This is a genomic window from Marmoricola sp. URHA0025 HA25 (genome assembly GCF_054059435.1).
The window spans coordinates 3,000,681-3,019,115 of record NZ_JBSSCD010000001.1; the positions used below are offsets into that span (position 1 = coordinate 3,000,681).

Here is an 18,435-nt window from a genome sequence, read left to right on the forward strand (position 1 = left end):
AGGCTATCGCCGCGCGACACCGTCGCGCCGGGCGGCCTCCGCCACCGCGGCGGCGACCGTCGGACCCACCCGCGGGTCGAACGGCGAGGGGATGATCATGTCGTCACGGGCCTCGTCGGCGACGATCGCTGCGATGGCCTGGGACGCCGCGAGCTTCATGCCCTCGGTGATCGCGCTCGCCCGCGCGTCGAACGCGCCCCGGAAGATGCCCGGGAAGGCCAGCACGTTGTTGATCTGGTTGGGGAAGTCCGAGCGCCCGGTCGCCACGATCCGTGCGTACTTGTGCGCGACCGTCGGGTGCACCTCGGGGTTCGGGTTCGCCAGGCCGAAGATGATCGCGTCGTCCGCCATCGAGGCGACGACCTCCTCGGGGACGGTCCCGCCGGAGACCCCGATGTAGACGTCCGCGTCCTCCATCACGCCGCCCAGCGACCCCCAGCGACCGGTCGTGTCGGCGGTGTCCGCCGCGAGGGCGCGCTTGACCGGGTTGAGGTCGGACCGGTCCCGGTGCAGGACCCCGGCGCGGTCGACCACCGCGATGTCGCGGTAGCCCGCCGCGAGCAGGATCCGGGTGACCGCGACCCCTGCGGCACCCGCGCCCGAGACCACGATCCGCACGGTGTCGTGGTACTTCCCGGTCAGCCGCATCGCGTTCTCGAGCGCGGCGAGCACCACGACCGCCGTACCGTGCTGGTCGTCGTGGAAGACCGGGATGTCCAGCCGCTGCTTGAGCCGCTCCTCGATGTCGAAGCAGCGGGGAGCGGAGATGTCCTCGAGGTTGATGCCGCCGAAGCTCGGAGCCAGCCGCACCACGGTCTCGACGATCTCGTCGGCGTCGGTCGTGTCCAGGCAGATCGGGATCGCGTCGACCCCGCCGAACTGCTTGAACAGCACCGCCTTGCCCTCCATCACCGGCATCGCGGCGCGCGGTCCGATGTCGCCGAGTCCGAGCACCGCGGTGCCGTCGGTCACCACCGCGACGGTGTTGGCCGTCCAGGTGTAGTCGGCGTACAGCGCCGGGTCCTCCGCGATCGCCTCGCACACGCGGGCGACACCGGGGGTGTAGGCCATCGACAGCTCGGCGGGGCCGTTCAGCGCGACGGTCGAGGCGATCTCCATCTTGCCGCCGGCGTGCAGCTCGAAGACCGGGTCGTGCGCGTGCGAGTCCTCGACGTCGGCGACGGGCTCGAGGTCGGGGATCGGGTCAAATGCAACCATCAGGTTGGCTCTCTCGTGACTGGGAACGCAGGTGCGTAGCGTGCTGAGGCTGCTCGACGCGGACCTTGCGTGAGTCCGCGGAGTGCCGGAACAGGGGGGTCACCCAGCGCTCATCGTCTCACAGCCCCCAGGCACACCACAGGGCAACCAGTGCAGGCACGGCCGATCAGGCACCCGTACGCCGGACGCGACCGGGCCGTGGCCAGACGCGCAGGCGCACGACGGCGAGCACCTCGGTCTTGCGCACGGGCGCCCGTCGCGCCCCCGGCGCGCCCGCGTTGTCACTGCCGAGCAGCCACGCCTCGTCGCCCGAGAAGTGCGCCTCCGCGCCGAGGACCCGCTTGACCGCGACCACGCCGTCGGGGAACCGCGCGACGACGACATCGCCCGCGCGGACAGGAGCGTCGTACCGAACCAGCAGGCGGTCACCCTCGGCGAGCGTCGGCTCCATCGAGCGCCCGCGCACCCGGGCGAGACCCCAGCGTGCGCGTTGTCCCATGCGGAGTAGTGTCGCAAGCGACCCTTCGTGGTCACGCCCGGAGTCGATCTCGTGGTCCGGGCCCCCCTGAGCAGCACCCACCGGAGTCAGCCAACAGAAGAGGACCTGAGGATGTTCGCGCGACTGTTTGCACCCCCCGTCGAGGTTTCCGCCCACTGCGATCTGCCCTGCGGTGTCTACGACCCCGCCCAGGCACGCATCGAGGCCGAGTCGATCAAGGCGATCATCGCCAAGGTCGCCGACAACGACGACCCCGACTTCCGCACCCGTGCGGTGATCATCAAGGAGCAGCGCTCCGAGCTGGTCAAGCACCACCTGTGGGTGCTGTGGACCGACTACTTCAAGCCGCCGCACTTCGAGAAGTACCCGCAGCTGCACGGCCTGGTCAACGAGGCCACCAAGCTCGCCGGTGCAACCGGCACCAAGGGCACCCTGGACGCGGCCGTGGCCGACCAGCTGCTCGCCAAGATCGACGAGATCGCCGAGATCTTCTGGGAGACCAAGAAGGCCTGAACGAAGCAACGACGGAGTCGTTGCTTCCTCAGACCTTTCTGGTCGTCAGGACGACTGAGCTCGCGAAGGCGTCACCGTCCGAAGGTGACCCACAGGCAAGTCGTTGCTTCCTCAGGCCTTTCTGGTCGTCAGGACGACTGAGCTCGCGAAGGCGTCACCGTCCGAAGGTGACCACAGGCAAGTCGTTGCTTTGCTCATGCCGGATGGTCTGAGTGCGCCTGAGCTCGCGAAGGCGTCACCGCCGAAGGTGACCGACGCCGCCTCGGTCCGCAGGGAGTCCGCACGGGCTCCGAGCGGACCGAGCGCGGCGTCGACCACGTTCGGGGTCCGGTCGCAGCCCCGACATGCCACGCAAGTCACCAATGTCCACCAACAAACTCGACTTTTGCTACCATCGGCGCATGGCCGCCGTTCCCCCTCACCCCGACCGTGCGTCCCGGCTTTCCCCGGCGGAGCTCCGTGCCCTGGTGGAGGGATACGCCGAGGACGTGCGCACCGGCAGCTACGTCGCCGAGTTCCAGACCGAGGAGCGCTGGCACGTCCGCATCCACACCGACGACGACGTCGACGTCTGGCTGATCAGCTGGACCACGGAGCAGGGCACCGAGCTGCACGACCACGGCGGCTCGTCAGGCGCGTTCACCGTGGTCGACGGCGTGCTGAACGAGTACGTGTGGAGCGAGGTCGACGGGCGCGGCGTGCTGGTCAACAACCTGCGTGAGGAGCGTGACGTCGTCGCGTTCGGACCGGACTACGTCCACGACGTGCGCAATCACCTCGAGTCACCGGCCGTGAGCGTTCACGCCTACTCCCCGCCCATTCGTCTCATGCGGTACTACGACACGGCGGCGAGCAGCCTCGTCGACGCCGGCTGGAACTGGACCGAGGACCCGGAGACGCCTGCGCCCAGGAGCGAGGCGTCGTGACGTTCGCAAGCGTCGAGGACATGCTGGCTGCTGCGCGCGCGAACCTCGTCCGCCTGTCACCGCAGGAGGCGGAGCAGGCGGTGCGGGCCGGTGCCCAGCTGGTCGACATCAGACCGGAGTGGCAGCGTCGCGCCGACGGCGAGATCCCTGGTGCGGTCGTGGTCGAGCGCAACCACCTCGAGTGGCGGCTGCACCCCGCCTCCGAGAGCCGACTGCCGCTGGCCTCGGCGGACACGCGCTGGATCGTCTACTGCACCGAGGGCTACACGTCCTCGCTCGCCGCCGCTTCCCTGGTCTCCCTCGGCCTGGACGCGACGGACGTGGTCGGCGGCATCCACGCGTGGCGCGCAGACGGGCTGCCGACGACCGCCGGCCCGACTCCGGTCGAGCAGGTCGTCACTGCGGCGGCCGACCTGTGAGCCGTCCACACGTCGTGATCATCGGGGCCGGCGCGTCCGGCACCCTCGCCGCGATCCATCTCGTGCGAGAGTCCGGCCGGCGAGCGGTCGGGGTCGACATCACCTTGCTCGACCCGGCGGACCATTGGGGTCGCGGCACGGCGTTCGGCACGGTCGACGACCAGCACCTCCTCAACGTGCCCGCGGCCGGCATGAGCGCCCTGCCAGAGGACCCGTCGCACTTCGTGCAGTGGCGCGGTGGTGAGGCGTACGAGTTCGCGCCGCGACGCGACTACGGGCGCTACCTCGAGGAACTCCTCACCACCTCACTCGCCGGCAGTCTGGTGAACACGACCGTGCACCACGTGCGCGCGCGTGCGACGGGCATCCGTCAGGCGACGTCGGGCGTGAGGGTCTCGGCCGACAATGGCGAGGAGCTGTCCGCGGACGCCGTGGTCCTGGGCTGCGGCCTTCCGGCCGCCGGGTCGTCGTGGGCGCCCCGGTCCGTGCGCGACTCGGCATTCTTCGTCGACGACCCGTGGGCGCCCGGCGCCCTGGACGTCGTACGCCGTGACCGGACCGGACCCGCCGACGTGCTCGTGGTGGGGACCGGCCTCACGATGGTCGACGTGGTCCTTTCGTTGACCGGCGAGCGCAATCCCGGCGACCGGGTGATCCACGCAGTCTCGCGCAGCGCACGGCTGCCGAAGGTCCACGCCCCGGAGCTGCGGCCCGCAGTCATCCCGGACATCTCCACCTGGGGCCACACGCTGGACGAGCTGCGGTGCGCGACGCGTGACCACCTGGCTGCCGTTGCGCTGACGACGGGCGACTGGCGGCCCGGCATGGACGGCATCCGCTTCCAGGTCACGGCGCTCTGGGATCGGCTCAGCGAGCAGGACCGGCTCGAGTTCCTCAGCCACGACGCCGGCGAGTGGAACGTCCTGCGTCACCGGCTTCCTCCGTCGAGCGCCGGTCGGCTCGACGAGCTTCGCCTGCAGGAGCGTCTCGCGGTTCACGCCGCTGAGGTGCTCGATGCGCAGCCCCTGCCACTCGGGGGGCTCCGGGTCGGGCTCTCCGACGGGTCGAGCCGCGATGTCGGGTGGGTGGTCAACTGCACCGGGCCGCAGACCGACGTGCGTGTCCTCGGAGACCCGCTGATCGACGACCTGCTGCGACCGCGTGCCGGTTCCGCGCTCGCAACCCCTGCCACGGCAGGCATGGGCGTCCGGACCGAGAACGGGCGCCTGGTCGACACCGACGGCTCGAGCCGTGCTCCGATCTGGGCGCTCGGAGCGCTGCGCCGTGGCGAGCTGTGGGAGTCGACGGCGGTGCCCGAGATCCGGACCCAGGCGCTGGCTGTCGCCACCAGCGTCCTCGACGCGATCGCTCCCGCACCCCGTCGACTCGCCGACGGACGACTGGTCGGCGGGCACCACCCGGCTGCCCGCCCCCGTGACCCGCTGGGCCTTCCGCTCTCGACGACCGCCGAGGCCGCCGCGCTCTACAACGCCGGACTGGAGCGGGTGATGCGCCTGCAGGACGGTGGTGAGGACCTGCTGCGCGACGCCACCCAGGTGGATCCGGACTTCGCCATCGCCCATGCGGCGCTCGCGCTCCTCGGCCACGAGGCCGGCGCGACCACCGACGTGCAGGCGTCGCTGCGGGCTGCACGGAGCTCGGCGCGGCGTCGAGCCGACGAGCGTGAGCGCAGCTTCGTGGACGTCGTCGGCGTCCGCGTCAAGGACGCTCGTCGTGCCGGCGCGCGAGCGCTGATGGCGCACATCGCCCAGCATCCGCGCGATGCGCTCGCGGTCTCGGCGGCGGTGCCGACGATCGCGTTCTCGGGCGTGACCGACGTGCAGCAGGAGGCCTGGGAGCTCGTCGAGGGCCTTGCTCCGGCCTACGGCGACCACTGGTGGTACATCTCGTTGCTGGCGTTCACCCGCCAGGACCAGTCGCGCTTCGACGAGGCCGGGCTCCTGGCCGAGAGCGCACTGTCGTGCGAGCCGTCCTCCGGGCACGCCGTCCATGCCCTGACCCACGTGCTCTACGAGACCGGACAGCACGACGTCGGCCGGACATGGCTCGACCACTGGGTCGGCTCCAGCGGACAGTCGGCGAGCCACCGCGCGCACTTCTCCTGGCACGCGGCGCTGCACGAGCTCGCACTCGGCGACCTCGAGGCGGTTCGCCACCGCTACTACTCCCAGCTCGCCCCTCCGGGCGTCTCAGGAGTACGCGCACTCGTCGACTCCGCCTCGCTGCTGTGGCGGTGGAAGGTGACGATGTCGCAGCTGCAGCCGGCCGAGACGCCACCGGTGGCGCCGGTGCTCGAGCAGGTCGACCCGGAGCTCCTGACCGCGCCCACGACACCCTTCATCGCCCTGCACGCCGCACTCGCACACGCGGGGAACGGCGACGCGAAGGCGTTGGAGTCGCTCTCGCGACACTGCCGGGACTCCCACGACCCCGCCATGCGTGGCACAGCCGCCACGATCTGCGAGGCCCTGACCCGTGCGCTCGACCAGGACCACGGCGGCGCCGCAGCCCAGCTCCAGGAGACCATGCCGCGGATCGTCGCGCTCGGCGGCTCAGCCGCTCAACGCGAGGTGCTCGAGGAGACGCTGATCGACTGCCTCATCCACGACGGGCAGATCGAGGCTGCCCGGCGGATGATCGACGACCGCCTGGAGAGGCGGCCCTCGCCGCTGGACAGCCGCCGTCGCGACCTGTTGACCTCCGCGAAGCTTGCGGGATAGGCGGCGGAGCCGGACTCCCCCCACGGGTCCGAGCACGTGCGCAGCGGCGATTGCCGCTTCGGTACCAGTCGGTTTCGCTTAGGCTTCCCGCATGCAGTCCGACGCAGAGCTCCGCCTCCCGGCGGACGGTGCCTACGTCGCGGTGCTCCGGATGGCGACCGCTGGTCTCGCCGCGCGCCTCGACTTCACCCTCGACGACATCGAGGACCTGCGGATGGCCGTGGGCGAGGCGAGCGCGATCCTGCTCGAGCGGGCCCGGCCCGGTGGCCGGCTGGTCGCCCGCTTCGGACTCAGCGAGGGCCGCATCGAGGTGGAGGTCTCCGTCGACGCGGTCCACCCGTCCCCGCCGGACCAGAGCAGCTTCGCCTGGCAGGTGCTCACGAGCACCGCTGCCGACGTCAAGGCCACCGCGGGCGAGGACGTCCTGAGCATCTCCCTGGCAGTCAATTCGACGACATCGAGTGCGCCGGCCTGAACGATGACGCAGCACCAGGAGGACGGGTCCTCCACCTCTCGGGAACGCAGTCACGCGCTGTTCGCACAGCTGGCTGCTGCGCACAGCTCTGCCATCGACCGCTCCCGCGCCCGTGGTGAGCTGGTCGAGCTGCACCTGCCGCTCGTCGAGCACTGTGCCCGCAGGTTCCTCAACCGCGGTGAGCCGCTCGAGGACCTCGCGCAGGTCGGCACGATCGGGCTGATCAAGGCCGTCGACCGGTTCGACTCCGACCGGGGCGTGGAGTTCTCGACGTACGCCGTACCGACGATCCTCGGCGAGATCAAGCGGCACTTCCGGGACAAGGGGTGGGTGATCCGGGTGCCGCGGCGGTTGCAGGAGCTGCGGATGTCGATCGCCGGCGCCACCAGCGACCTGTCCCAGCAGCTGGGACGCACCCCGACGTCGCAGGAGATCGCGGAGCGGCTCGGCGTGGCGCTCGAGGACGTCCTGGAGGGGCTCGAGTCGTCGAATGCCTATGCCACCCTGTCGCTCGACGCCGGCTCGGGACACGAGGACGGCATCGGGTCGATGCTGGAGCAGATGGGCGCCACCGACGACGCCCTGGACCACGTCGAGATCCGTGAGTCGATCCGGCCGCTGATCGAGAGCCTCCCGGCGCGCGAGCGGCAGATCCTGGTGCTGCGCTTCTTCCGGCAGATGACCCAGTCCCAGATCGCCGAGGAGGTCGGCATCTCCCAGATGCACGTGTCCCGGCTCCTGGCGCGCACCCTCGCGGAGCTGCGCGACTCGATCAGCTGATCACCCCTCGCGGGGGCCGCCCTCGAGGGCGTCGACGGAGCTGGGCAGGAGCATCCCGACGAGCGCCACCACCGCGGGCACGGCGAGCCCGACGGCGAGCGGCAGCGTGTCGCCCTCGCGGAAGTTCCAGGCGAGGCCGAGCCAGATCAGCTGGGTGAGCAGCACCGGCCCGCGGGCCCAGGTGTGGAGGCGGTTGATCGCCCAGGCGCAGACGATCAGGGCAGCGCCGTACACGAGGAAGAAGACCGAGGTGGTCAGCCCCATCACCAGGCGCTCGGAGGTGATGTGCACGGCCTCGCTGATCCCGTACATCGCCGTGAGGAGGCCCTCGACGAGGGTGAGGCCGGCCGCGGTCACGAGGGGCGCCGGGGCCCCGTGGCGCGAGTACGGCGATCCGGTCTCCATGGCGCGAGCCTAGGTGCTGTGATGAACCCGACCTGCCCGAGGGGTTGTTTCCGGGGCCGGTTGTTGACAGCATCACTGGGTAGCTGCGCCTGATCATCCTTGACGTAGTGACATTCCTGCGTCCGGACCTGAACGGCCCTGCGCCAGGAGCGAACTAGTGAACGCGTTCACACACCTCTAGAAACAGGAGTTCCTCGCCATGGATTGGCGCCACCGCTCCGCGTGTCTCGACGAAGACCCGGAGCTGTTCTTCCCCATCGGCAACACCGGCCCGGCCATCCTGCAGATCGAGGAGGCCAAGCAGGTCTGCCGCCGCTGCGACGTCCGCGAGCAGTGCCTCGCGTGGGCGCTCGAGGTCGGGCAGGACCATGGCGTCTGGGGAGGACTCAGCGAGGACGAGCGCCGGGCGCTCAAGCGGCGCAACGCCCGCGCGCGGGTGCGCACCGCCTGAGCTACGGCAGCGCCAGCTCCACGAGCGTGCCGCTCCCGTCCTGGCGACGGGTGATCTGCAGCGAGCCCCCCAGCTCGCCGATCAGCGTGCGCACGATCGAGAGGCCCAGGCTGCTCGACGTCTCCGGGTCGAAGTCGGCCGGCAGCCCTACGCCGTCGTCGGTGACGCACACCGAGAGCCCTGTCGGGGTCCGGCCGGCCGCCACCTCGATCGTGCCGGCCCGGCCGTCGGGGAAGCCGTGCTCCATCGCGTTCTGGAGCACCTCGGTGAGCACCATCGCCAGCGGCGTGGCCACGTCCGAGCCGACCGTGCCGAACGAGCCGGTACGTCGAAGCCGGACCCCGCCGGCCGACGCGGCGGTCTCGCCGCCCACCTCCCGGACCAGGCCGAGCAGCTGGTCGGCCACCGCGTCGAACTCGACCTCCTCCTCGTAGGTCTGGCTGAGCGTCTCGTGGACGACCGCGATCGCCCCGACCCGGCGGACCGCCTCCTCGAGGGCCTCGCGCCCGCTCGCCGACCCGATGCGCCGGGCCTGCAGCCGCAGCAGGGCGGCGACGGTCTGCAGGTTGTTCTTCACGCGGTGGTGGATCTCGCGGATGGTCGCGTCCTTGGTCACGAGCTCGCGATCGCGCCGGCGCAGGTCGGTGACGTCGCGCAGCAGGATCAGGGCGCCGGTGTGGTCGCCCGTCGGCCGCAGCGGGATCGACCGGACGATCACCGTGCCCTGCCGGTTGCCGAGCTCGGTGTCGCGGGGCGTCCGGCCGCTGAGCACCGCACTGATGGACTCCTCGTCCGGACGCAGCTCGGGCGGCACGAGCTGCCGGGTCACCACCGCCAGGTCCTCGCCGGCCAGGTCGGTGGTGAGCCCGAGCTTGCGGTAGACCGACATGGCGTTCGGGCTGGCGTAGGTGACCGTGCCGGACGCGTCCACCCGGATGAAGCCGTCGCCGACGCGCGGTGAGTCGGCGTGGTCCGAGCGCTGGCCGGCGTACGGGAAGGCGCCGCGGGCGATCATCTGGGTCAGCTCACTGGCGGTCTGCAGGTAGGACAGCTCCAGCCGGCTCGGAGTGCGTACGCCGTGCAGGTTGGTGTTGCGGGCGACCAGCGCGATGATCCGTTCACCGCGGCGTACCGGGATCGCCTCGACCCGGACCGGCACGTCGTCGCGCCACTCGGGGTCTCCCTCCCGCGCGATCCGCCCCTCGCCCAGGGCGGCGTCCAGCAGCGGCCGGCGACCCCTCGCGACGAAGCTGCCGACGACGTCGTCGACAAGCGCGGTCGGTCCCGTGGTCGGGCGCATCTGGCCCACTGCCCAGTAGCCCGTGCCCTCCCGATCGGGCAGCCAGAGCACCAGATCGGCGAACGAGAGGTCGGCGATGATCTGCCAGTCCGCCTGAAGCAGACCGAGCCAGGCGATGTCGTCGGGACCGAGGTCGGTGTGGTCCCGGACGAGCTCGGGGAGCGACGGCACGATGCAAGGGTACGGGTGCAAGAATGCTCGCCATGCCCTCGGGATTCTGGGAACAGGTGGTCGCTGACGGCCTCAAGGTGCCTCAGGAACGATCGCTCGTGGAGATGACCGAGGACCTCACCCGGATGCTCGGCGACCCGGACCCCGAGATCCGCGACGGCATCGCCTTCCCGACGATGGCGACCTGGATCGACGAGGGTGTCTACGACGACCTGCTGGTCGGCCTCGGCGACGGGATGTGCCACGGCCTGGACATCGGGCTCGGCGAGGTCGAGAGCGACACGGTGTTCCGGCGCAGCTTCTCCGCGCTGATCCTGACCGAGTGCATCGACCGCACCACGAAGGCGGCGCTCGGTGGTCCGAACGTCGTGCTCCGCTGGGGCGACCGGATCATGAGCTGGTACGCCCGCGAGCGCGACCTGCGCGGCTTCGTCCCCGGCAAGGGATGGGCACACGCCGTCGCGCACGGCGCCGACGCACTCGGCGCGCTCGCCCGCTCCCCCGTCATGGGACGCCTCGAGCTGACGGTCATCCTCGACGTGGTCGCCGACCGGCTGCTCATGCCGACCGACGCCTTCTTCGTCTGCGGCGAGGGCGACCGGCTCGCCTACGCGACCATGCACCTGCTGCGCCGCGACGTCCTCGGCATCGACGTCCTGGAGCCGTGGGTGGCCCGCCTGGCCACCGGTGCGGTCGGGCGCGGCTCGATCCAGCGCAACCCCTACCTGGTCTCCGGCAACGTGCAGTCCTACCTGCGCAGCCTGCACCTGCAGCTCTCGCTGAGCACCGCGTCCGCGGGCCACCCGGCCGTGCGCTCCGACCTGCTGCTGGTGCTCGCCGACACGCTGCGGTCGACCAACCCGGCGTACTTCAGCTCCCCCGGCGCCCACTGAGGGACGGCCCCGCCTGACGCCTTGTAGCCTCGCCGCATGACGCAGGCAGAGGCCACCGGAGCACAGGCAGCAGACAGCACGAGCGACGCCGTCGAGGCGCATGCCGGCCAGCACGCGGTCGCGGTCGCGCGTGCCCATGGGGTGGAGACGATGTTCACCCTCTCCGGCGCCCACGTCTTCCCGATGTACGACGGCGCGGTCACCGCCGATCCGCCGATGCGGATCCTCGACGTGCGCCACGAGCAGACGGCCGCCTTCGCCGCCGAGGCGACCGGCAAGCTCACCCGCAAGCCGGGGCTCGCCGTCCTGACCGCCGGTCCGGGCGTGACCAACGGCGTCAGTGCCGTCGCGCAGGCACAGTTCGCGGGCTCGCCGCTGGTGGTCGTCGGTGGTCGCGCACCCGCCAACCGCTGGGGCTCCGGCTCCCTGCAGGAGCTGGACCAGCCGCCGATCCTGGCGCCGGTCGCCAAGCAGGCCCGCACCCTGCACACCGCGGCCGATGTCGCCGACGGCATCCACGACGCCTTCACGGTCGCGGGGTCCTCGCACCGGGGCCCGGTCTTCGTCGACGTGCCGATGGACGAGTTCTTCAACACCGCATCGTCGGTGCGACCTGTGGTCACTGCTGCCGTGCCCGCCGAACCGGACGGCGAGGCGATCGTCGCGACGGCGCGGCTGCTCGGGGAGTCACGTCGCCCCGTGCTCGTGCTCGGCACCGACGTGTGGGCCGACGGCGCCGAGGAGGCGGGCCTGCGGCTGGTCGACGAGCTCGGCATCCCGGTGATCACCAACGGCATGGGCCGTGGCGTCATCCCCGGCGGGCACCCCCTGCTGGTGACCAAGGCGCGCGGCCAGGCCTTCGGCACCTGCGACCTGGCGATCGTCGCCGGCACCGCCCTGGACTTCCGCCTCGGCTACGGCGTCTTCGGCGGCAAGGACGACGCCCCGCCGGCCAAGGTGGTGCACCTGGCCGACTCGGCGGGACAGGTGTCCGGGCACGCCGAGCTCGCCGGTGCGGCGTACGGCGACCTGAGCCTGGTCCTCGACGGCATACGTGACGCCGTGACCCGGCTGCAGCGGAAGCCGGACTGGGCCGACTGGGTCTCCGGGCTGCAGCAGACGGTGGCCGCGGCGACCGCGCGCGACGCGGAGCTCCTCGGCGCGACCGCCGACCCGATCCATCCGGCGCGCATCTACGGCGAGCTGGTCCCGAGGCTCGAGGACGACGCGATCGTGATCGGCGACGGTGGCGACTTCGTCTCGTTCGCCGGCAAGTTCGTCGAGCCCAGGCGTCCCGGCGGCTGGCTCGACCCCGGCCCGTACGGCTGCCTCGGAGCCGGTCTCGGCGCGGCGATCGCGGCCCGCCTGGTCCGCCCGTCGGCCCAGGTGGTGCTCCTCTACGGCGACGGCGCCGCGGGCATGTCGCTGATGGACGTCGACACCCTCGTCCGGCACGACCTGCCGGTGGTGATGGTGTGCGGCAACAACTCCGCCTGGGGCCTGGAGAAGGGCCCGATGCAGATGCTCTACGGCTACGACGTCGCCGCAGACCTGGCGCCGCAGACGAAGTACGACGAGGTCGTCAAGGCCCTCGGCGGCGCCGGCGAGACCGTCACCGACCCGGCCCAGATCGGCCCGGCGCTGGACCGCGCCTTCGCCGCGAACGTGCCGTACCTGGTCAACGTGATCACCGACGTGAACGCGGCGTACCCCCGGGCGACGTTCGGGATCTGAAGGACCGCCGAGCGGGCAGAAAAGCTGCGCGAACGTACGCCGAGCGGGCTGAAAAGCTGCCCGGAGGCGCGCCGAGCGGGGCAGCCTTTGTGCCCGCTCGGCGTCGGTTCCGGCAGCCTTTGTGCCCGCTCGGCGTCGGTTCCGGCAGCCTTTGTGCCCGCTCGGCGTCTGTTCGGGATCAGGGAGATGGCGGTGATTCGGTGCCATCAGGTGGCTCGAGATCACCGCCATCACCATCCGCACCCGAACGCCCTCGCCGCTGCGCTTTCCCCGACCACTGCAGATCTCGACCTGGGAGTGACTCCCAAGGGCGCTACAGCCGGGACATGAACCTCTCGGCATCGACGACGACCCGGGTGATCTCCCCCGAGCCGACGAGTGCCTCGCCCATCCGGGCCTCGACGGTGAACCGCACGAGGCGGCCGTCGACGTACGCGACCGTCGCCGTGATCGAGACGGCCGCGCCGACCGGCGATGCGGCCAGGTGCTCCAGGGACACGCGCGTGCCGACCGAGGTCTGGCCGCCTGGAAGGTCCAGGGCCGCACAGGTGGCCGCCTCCGCCCAGGCGAGGAGAACCGGGGTGCCGAGCACCGGAAGGTTGCCCGAACCGACCGCCACCGCCGTGTCGGTCCCGGACACGACGAGCTCCCGGGTCGCACTGCGACCCAGGAGCTCGGAAGGTTCGCTCACCTGACCGTGCGGTCAGGCGTTGGGGCGCTTCCCGTGGTTCGCGCCCTTCTTCTTGCGTGCGCGACGCTTGCGGCCGGTCTTGCCCATGAGAGTTCTCCTACGTTCGGTGGTGAAGCGGCCCACAGTCTCTCAGGTGGGGCCCGGTCGGTCGAATCGAGCCTCGTCGACCACCTCGGTGAAGCTCACCTGGACCGCGCGGATCCGCATCAGGACCTTGTCGCGCAGGTCGTCGGGCGCCGCCTCCTTGCAGGACCGCGCCACCAGGGCCTTCACGGTGCGCTCGAGGTTGTACTCCCGCAGGCACGGCCCGCACTCGTCGAGGTGCTGTTGGATCTCCCCGCAGCTCGCCTGGTCCAGCTCGTTGTCGATGAACACCAGGATCTGGTGGATGACCTCCGAGCAGTCCTTGGTCGTCATTTCGTGCTCCCGACGGTGTCGGAGGGAAGCAGGTCGTTGTCGCGGACGTAGCCCGAGAGCATCTCGCGCAGCTGCCGCCGGCCACGGTGGAGCCGGGACATCACCGTGCCGATGGGCGTGTCCATGATCTCCGCGATCTCCTTGTAGGGGAAGCCCTCGACGTCGGCGAGGTAGACCGCGAGTCGGAAGTCCTCGGGCAGGCGCTGCAGCGCGTCCTTGACGTCCGAGTCCGGCAGGTGCTCGAGCGCCTCCATCTCGGCGGACCTGAGGCCGGAGGAGGAGTGCGACTCGGCGCGGTGAAGCTGCCAGTCCTCGACGTCCTCGGCCATCGACTGCTGCGGTTGCCGCTGCTTCTTGCGGTAGGTGTTGATGAACGTGTTGGTCAGGATGCGGTACAGCCAGGCCTTGAGGTTCGTGCCGGGCCGGAACTGGTGGAAGGCGGCGAACGCCTTGGCGAACGTCTCCTGGACGAGGTCCTCGGCGTCCTGCGGGTTGCGGGTCATCCGCATCGCGGCCGAGTAGAGCTGGTCGAGGAACGGCAGCGCGTCGCGCTCGAACCGGAGCTGGCGCTCGGCCTCGGTCTCGGTCGCGGGGTCGATCTCGGGATCTGTGGGGTCTGTCATCGTCCCCCAGACTACCGAGCGTTCGAGCAGAGCGGTCGCGGTCACGGTGTGAGAACAACCGCTCAGGCCGGAGGATTCCCCACGATGTCGCGCACGATCCACTCGAGCGTCGCCTCGAGCACGACCGCGAGTGCGTCCTCCTGGCCGATGCCGGCCGACTTCGGCACCCGCAGCGAGTGGTCTGCCGCCGGTACGACGGCCAGGTCGATGTGGTCGGGGAACTCCTGAGGCGTCCCGAACGGGTCGTTCTCCCCCTGGATCACCAGCGTGGGCACCCGGGCGCCGAGGAGCTCGGGCAGCCGCGAGGCCTCCGGCCTCCCGGGCGCGTGCAGCGGGAACGACAGTGCGAGCAGCCCCTTGGCACCCACCGTGCGGGCGATCCGGCTGGCCGAGCGGGCGCCCGCGCTGCGGCCGCCGATGATCAGGGGGCTGCGCATCCGCATGGAGTTCATGACGGCCAGGTAGGCCTCGTCGATGGCCTCGGGACGCGGGGCGAGCTTCTTCCCGCGGACCCGCCACGGCATCTCGACGAGCGTCACCGAGACCTCCTGCTGCGGCAGGGTGCGCGCCAGCCGGACCAGGTCCGGGGTGTCGATGCCCGCACCCGCGCCGTGGGTCAGCACCAGCGTCGCGATCGGTCGCTTCGCGCGGCGCACCACCAGGCGGGCATCTCCCTGCGGCGTCGGCACCAGCCTCTCGGGCGGCATCAGGAGCCGTCCCCGGCAGCGAGCTCCTCGAGGGGCAGTGGCTGGACGAGCTCGGGACCGTTGTTGTCCACGTGGGAGACGAGCGTGGACACCGGGTAGGCCTCGAGCAGCCCCGGCGCTGCAGGCTGCAACAGGCCGAGGAGGGCGTCGTGGTCCCGGTTGTCGGGGTCCAGCCAGGCGGCGTACTTGTCCGGGGTGAGCATCAGCGGCATCCGGTCGTGGATCCGGCCGAGGTCGTCCTCGGCGTCGGTGGTGATGACGGTGCAGGTCCACAGCCAGCGCGCCGGGTCGTCGTCGTCCTTGGAGGGGTCGCGCCAGAGCTCGTAGAGACCCGCCATGGCCAGCATCGAACCGTCACGCGGACGGATGAAGAAGGGCTGCTTGCGCGGCTTGCCGGCCTTGGTGCGGCCCAGCGGCGAGTCACCGGTGGGTTCGTACCACTCGTAGTAGCCGTCGGCCGGCAGGATGGCCCGCCGGCGCTCGAACGCGCGACGGTACGCCGGCTTCTCGGCGACCGTCTCCATCCGGGCGTTGATCATCCGGCTGCCGATCTTCGGGTCCTTGGCCCACGAGGGCACCAGGCCCCAGGTGACCACCCGCAGCTGACGCTCGGCCGGCTCCTCGGGGGCATCGGCGACGGCCGGTCCGGACGACTCCTTGCGGGGCGGGCGCTCGACCACGGCGTACACCTGCTTGGTCGGTGCCACGTTGTAGTCCGGCTCGATCCGCGGCGGCAGCGCAGTGTGGATCTCGAACTCCTCGACGATCTCCTCGGGCTCCCGGCTCGAGGCGTAACGGCCGCACACGCTGCCAGCGTACGGGACCGGTCGGACACGACCGGTCGACCTGCGGGCCTCCGCCGCACGCACCGAGAGCCGGACCACGAGCCCCCAAGCCACGTGGTCCGGCCCTGTGCAGGGCGGTGTCCCTTGCGGGCCCCTACGTGCGGGCCAGCTCGTCGAGCAGCGCCGCCATGGCGGCGTGCGACGACGGCAGCCCCTCGATCCAGACCCGAACCGCTCCTCCCAGCGGGTTCGAGTCCGAGATCAGGTCTCGAAGGACCACGACCCGCAGGCCGAGGTCGTCGGTGCGGGGCGCCAGCACGAGCAAGCGGCTCGCGGTGGCCTCGCCGATGCTCTCCTCCCCGGAGAACACCAGCCGCGCCCGGTCGGCGATCCGCGCCATCAGCAGGGCGTGCCCGAAGTGGTCGTCCAGCGACGTCGACGCCCGCGTGGGCAGGTCGACGACGACCAGGGCGTGCCCGGTCGTGACGGGCGTGCCGCTCGCCTCCGCCGCGCGCTGGAGCTCGGCCAGCCGCGCCCGGAGGTGCGCCAAGGTCGCCAGCCCCGTGAGCGGGTTCTCGCAGGAGACCTGGTGCAGGTACCCCAGCGTCTCGTCGCTCCAGGCCACGCTCAGCGCCTCGGTCGAGCCGAAGTCCGGATCGCGCCCGAGTACCTGTGCAAAGGTGGACCGGAGGCCGTCGAGCGCCTCCCGAAGGTCGACCCCGTCCCGGGCCAGCTCCCGGCCCACCACTGCACAGGCGGCGTGCGGCCTGGACCCGGCGACGAGAGCCTCCCCAATTGCCTCGAAGCGTGCGGGTACTGCGTCCCGCAGGCGTTCGGGCATCTCCTGGCTCACGTCGTCGGCGATGACGGTCCTGCGCGACGAGGTCGTGAACAGTCCCATCACCACTCCTTTCCGGCTGCACGTCCGGTTCTTCCGGCTCGGTCCGACCCCCGTCGTGACCGAGTTCGCAGGAGAAACGCCCGTCCAGGGCCTTCATGACGCGAAACCGGGAGGGAATCAGCGGAAGATTTCTGGACAGAGTCGGATCGCTCGGCCCGATTTGGTGTGAAGATGGCGTTACCTATCGCCGATCTTTCCGTTATTGAGACAAATGACCGTTATCGACCAGATGACTCGCCGGGAGCTGAGCGACGCCGAGCTGATCTCGAGCGTGCGCGGCGGTGACGTGTCCGCGTACGGCGATCTCTTCGCCCGGCACCGCGACTCCGCGACCCGGCTCGCGCGCCAGCTCGTCCCCGGTCCCGACGCCGACGACCTGGTCTCCGAGGCGTTCGCGAAGGTCCTCAACGTGCTGCTCGCGGGCGGGGGGCCTGACGTCGCCTTCCGCGCCTACCTGCTGACCGCCGTACGCCGGCTGCACATCGACAAGGTCAGGGCGACCTCCCGGGCGACCCCGACCGACGACCTGACGCCGTACGAGACGGTCGAGCCGGAACCCGACACCGTGATCGCGGGCTTCGAGAGCGGGGCGGCGGCGAAGGCCTTCGCCAGCCTGCCGGAGCGCTGGCAGCTGGTGCTGTGGCACCTCGAGGTCGAGGGGCAGAAGCCTGCCGAGATCGCGCCGTTGCTGGGGATGAGCCCGAACTCCGTCTCGGCGCTCGCCTACCGGGCCCGTGAAGGGCTGCGCCAGGCCTACCTGCAGACCCACACCGCTGACCTGGTCGAGCCGGACTGCCGGTGGACCCACGCCAAGCTGGGCGCCTACGTCCGCAAGGGGCTGGCGCGGCGCGACGTGCAGAAGGTCGAGGACCACCTCGACGGATGTCGCAGGTGCACGGCGATGTACCTGGAGCTCAACGAGGTGAACTCCTCGCTCGCTGCGCTGCTCGGTCCCCTGGTGCTCGGCGGGGCCGCGAGCGGCTACCTCGCCGCGTCCGGCACGGGCGGGGTGGCAGTGGGTGGCGTGCTCGCCTTCCTCGACCGCGCCAAGGACCTCGTGCTCGCCAACGCGCAGGCCGCCGCGGCCGTCGGAGCGGCCGCGGGCGTCGCGGGCGTCACCACCGTTGCGGTGGTGCTCGCCAACGGTGGCAGCCACAGCCCGACCGCGTCGCCGCCCAGGCCGGCGGTCACCGGGCCGCTGTCCGAGGCGCCGGCGCCGAGCGCGCTGCCGCACCGCAAGAAGCACAAGGCCCACCCGGCGGCAGTCCGCACGAGCACGGCACCGGCCGTGGTGCCCACCACCGCGGTGCCGACCGAGGCACCGTCGAGCCCGCAGGCCGAGCACAAGCCGAAGAGCAGCCAGCCGGCCAAGCCGCACTCGATCGCCCCCACGGTCACGGTGGCGCCGCCCTCGCTCGTGTCGGACGTCGCCGTGCGGCTCACCTTCTCGCTGCGCATCGGGCTCCTGAGTCCCGAGCGCGACGGCCTGCTCGGCTACCTCAACGCCGGCGTGACCGGCGTACCCAGTGGTCAGCGGGCCACCCTCACGGTGCGAGTGCTCGGCGGCACACTCGTGAGCCGCGGCAACGACTGCCATGCATCCGGGTCGGTCGCGACGTGCGACCTCGGCCCCGGCGCTGCGCCGCTGGAGTTCAACGTCATCGGGATCCCGGTGAGCGCGACCGCCACGGTCAGCGGTCCCACCGGCTACACCGACCCGGTGAGCGCCAACAACTCTGACACGGTCCTGCTCGGCCTGCTCAGGCTCGGTAGCCTCAGCCAGTGA

General features: G+C 71.2%; 21 protein-coding genes. 10 read left to right on the forward strand and 11 right to left on the reverse strand.

Annotation, left to right across the window (positions count from 1 at the left end):
* Positions 1-3: 3 nt before the first annotated feature.
* Entirely contained in the window at positions 4-1,218 is a 1,215-nt protein-coding gene (locus tag ACVW00_RS14780; RefSeq protein WP_457111658.1) for an NAD(P)-dependent malic enzyme, read from the reverse strand.
* A 166-nt stretch (positions 1,219-1,384) separates the two neighbouring features.
* Positions 1,385-1,717 (reverse strand): S24/S26 family peptidase, encoded by a 333-nt coding sequence (locus ACVW00_RS14785; RefSeq protein ID WP_457111659.1) that lies wholly within the window; start codon positions 1,715-1,717, stop codon positions 1,385-1,387.
* Positions 1,718-1,828: 111 nt separating this feature from the next.
* Between ACVW00_RS14785 and sodN the strand changes: the two genes are divergently transcribed.
* The 6 genes from sodN (at position 1,829) to ACVW00_RS14815 (ending at position 7,571) form a co-directional block, all read left to right on the forward strand.
* Positions 1,829-2,230, forward strand: coding sequence for a superoxide dismutase, Ni (gene sodN, locus ACVW00_RS14790; protein WP_457111660.1), 402 nt, complete (start codon positions 1,829-1,831; stop codon positions 2,228-2,230).
* A 401-nt stretch (positions 2,231-2,631) separates the two neighbouring features.
* Complete coding sequence (locus tag ACVW00_RS14795; RefSeq protein WP_457111661.1) at positions 2,632-3,156, forward strand: cysteine dioxygenase; 525 nt, start codon at positions 2,632-2,634, stop codon at positions 3,154-3,156.
* Entirely contained in the window at positions 3,153-3,575 is a 423-nt protein-coding gene (locus ACVW00_RS14800; protein WP_457111662.1) for a rhodanese-like domain-containing protein, read from the forward strand. The genes ACVW00_RS14795 and ACVW00_RS14800 overlap by 4 nt, the downstream gene beginning before the upstream one ends.
* Positions 3,572-6,316 (forward strand): FAD/NAD(P)-binding protein, encoded by a 2,745-nt coding sequence (locus ACVW00_RS14805; protein WP_457111663.1) that lies wholly within the window; start codon positions 3,572-3,574, stop codon positions 6,314-6,316. Before ACVW00_RS14800 ends, ACVW00_RS14805 begins: the two co-directional genes overlap by 4 nt.
* A gap of 91 nt (positions 6,317-6,407) precedes the next feature.
* A complete protein-coding gene (locus tag ACVW00_RS14810) occupies positions 6,408-6,791 on the forward strand; it encodes an anti-sigma factor (protein WP_457111664.1) in 384 nt (127 codons plus the stop codon).
* A 3-nt stretch (positions 6,792-6,794) separates the two neighbouring features.
* Positions 6,795-7,571, forward strand: coding sequence for an RNA polymerase sigma factor SigF (locus ACVW00_RS14815; RefSeq protein ID WP_457111665.1), 777 nt, complete (start codon positions 6,795-6,797; stop codon positions 7,569-7,571).
* On the opposite strand, the gene ACVW00_RS14820 is transcribed toward ACVW00_RS14815, so the two are convergent.
* The gene (locus tag ACVW00_RS14820) at positions 7,572-7,976 is read right to left on the reverse strand and encodes a hypothetical protein (RefSeq protein ID WP_457111666.1); all 405 of its coding nucleotides are present in this window, start codon (positions 7,974-7,976) and stop codon (positions 7,572-7,574) included.
* A 199-nt stretch (positions 7,977-8,175) separates the two neighbouring features.
* Here ACVW00_RS14820 and ACVW00_RS14825 point away from each other — a divergent pair, with 199 nt between their 5' ends.
* The gene (locus ACVW00_RS14825; RefSeq protein ID WP_457111667.1) at positions 8,176-8,427 is read left to right on the forward strand and encodes a WhiB family transcriptional regulator; all 252 of its coding nucleotides are present in this window, start codon (positions 8,176-8,178) and stop codon (positions 8,425-8,427) included.
* Position 8,428: 1 nt separating this feature from the next.
* Here ACVW00_RS14825 and ACVW00_RS14830 read toward each other — a convergent pair whose 3' ends face one another.
* Positions 8,429-9,898 (reverse strand): sensor histidine kinase, encoded by a 1,470-nt coding sequence (locus ACVW00_RS14830; protein ID WP_457111668.1) that lies wholly within the window; start codon positions 9,896-9,898, stop codon positions 8,429-8,431.
* Positions 9,899-9,930: 32 nt separating this feature from the next.
* On the opposite strand from ACVW00_RS14830, the gene ACVW00_RS14835 reads away from it, so the two are divergent.
* Together ACVW00_RS14835 and ACVW00_RS14840 are read left to right on the forward strand one after the other, a co-directional pair.
* The gene (locus tag ACVW00_RS14835; RefSeq protein ID WP_457111669.1) at positions 9,931-10,791 is read left to right on the forward strand and encodes a DUF2785 domain-containing protein; all 861 of its coding nucleotides are present in this window, start codon (positions 9,931-9,933) and stop codon (positions 10,789-10,791) included.
* 36 nt (positions 10,792-10,827) lie between these two features.
* Positions 10,828-12,525, forward strand: a complete 1,698-nt coding sequence (locus ACVW00_RS14840) for an acetolactate synthase (protein WP_457111670.1) — start codon at positions 10,828-10,830, stop codon at positions 12,523-12,525.
* Positions 12,526-12,838: 313 nt separating this feature from the next.
* Here the strand turns inward: ACVW00_RS14840 and ACVW00_RS14845 are convergent, their stop codons facing one another.
* From ACVW00_RS14845 to ACVW00_RS14875, 7 genes are all read right to left on the reverse strand, one after another.
* Positions 12,839-13,216, reverse strand: coding sequence for a thioesterase family protein (locus ACVW00_RS14845; RefSeq protein WP_457111671.1), 378 nt, complete (start codon positions 13,214-13,216; stop codon positions 12,839-12,841).
* A 12-nt stretch (positions 13,217-13,228) separates the two neighbouring features.
* Complete coding sequence (locus tag ACVW00_RS14850) at positions 13,229-13,303, reverse strand: 50S ribosomal protein bL37 (protein ID WP_369759046.1); 75 nt, start codon at positions 13,301-13,303, stop codon at positions 13,229-13,231.
* Between the two features lie 42 nt (positions 13,304-13,345).
* Positions 13,346-13,633, reverse strand: a complete 288-nt coding sequence (gene rsrA / locus ACVW00_RS14855; RefSeq protein ID WP_457111672.1) for a mycothiol system anti-sigma-R factor — start codon at positions 13,631-13,633, stop codon at positions 13,346-13,348.
* Positions 13,630-14,256: a sigma-70 family RNA polymerase sigma factor gene (locus ACVW00_RS14860; protein ID WP_457111673.1), complete on the reverse strand. Its 627-nt coding sequence runs from the start codon at positions 14,254-14,256 to the stop codon at positions 13,630-13,632. The genes rsrA and ACVW00_RS14860 overlap by 4 nt, the downstream gene beginning before the upstream one ends.
* A 62-nt stretch (positions 14,257-14,318) precedes the next feature.
* A complete protein-coding gene (locus ACVW00_RS14865) occupies positions 14,319-14,963 on the reverse strand; it encodes an alpha/beta hydrolase family protein (protein WP_457111674.1) in 645 nt (214 codons plus the stop codon).
* Positions 14,963-15,769, reverse strand: a complete 807-nt coding sequence (locus ACVW00_RS14870; protein WP_457111675.1) for an SOS response-associated peptidase — start codon at positions 15,767-15,769, stop codon at positions 14,963-14,965. Before ACVW00_RS14870 ends, ACVW00_RS14865 begins: the two co-directional genes overlap by 1 nt.
* A gap of 133 nt (positions 15,770-15,902) precedes the next feature.
* The gene (locus tag ACVW00_RS14875; protein WP_457111676.1) at positions 15,903-16,649 is read right to left on the reverse strand and encodes a hypothetical protein; all 747 of its coding nucleotides are present in this window, start codon (positions 16,647-16,649) and stop codon (positions 15,903-15,905) included.
* A 211-nt stretch (positions 16,650-16,860) separates the two neighbouring features.
* On the opposite strand from ACVW00_RS14875, the gene ACVW00_RS14880 reads away from it, so the two are divergent.
* Entirely contained in the window at positions 16,861-18,435 is a 1,575-nt protein-coding gene (locus tag ACVW00_RS14880; protein ID WP_457111677.1) for a sigma-70 family RNA polymerase sigma factor, read from the forward strand.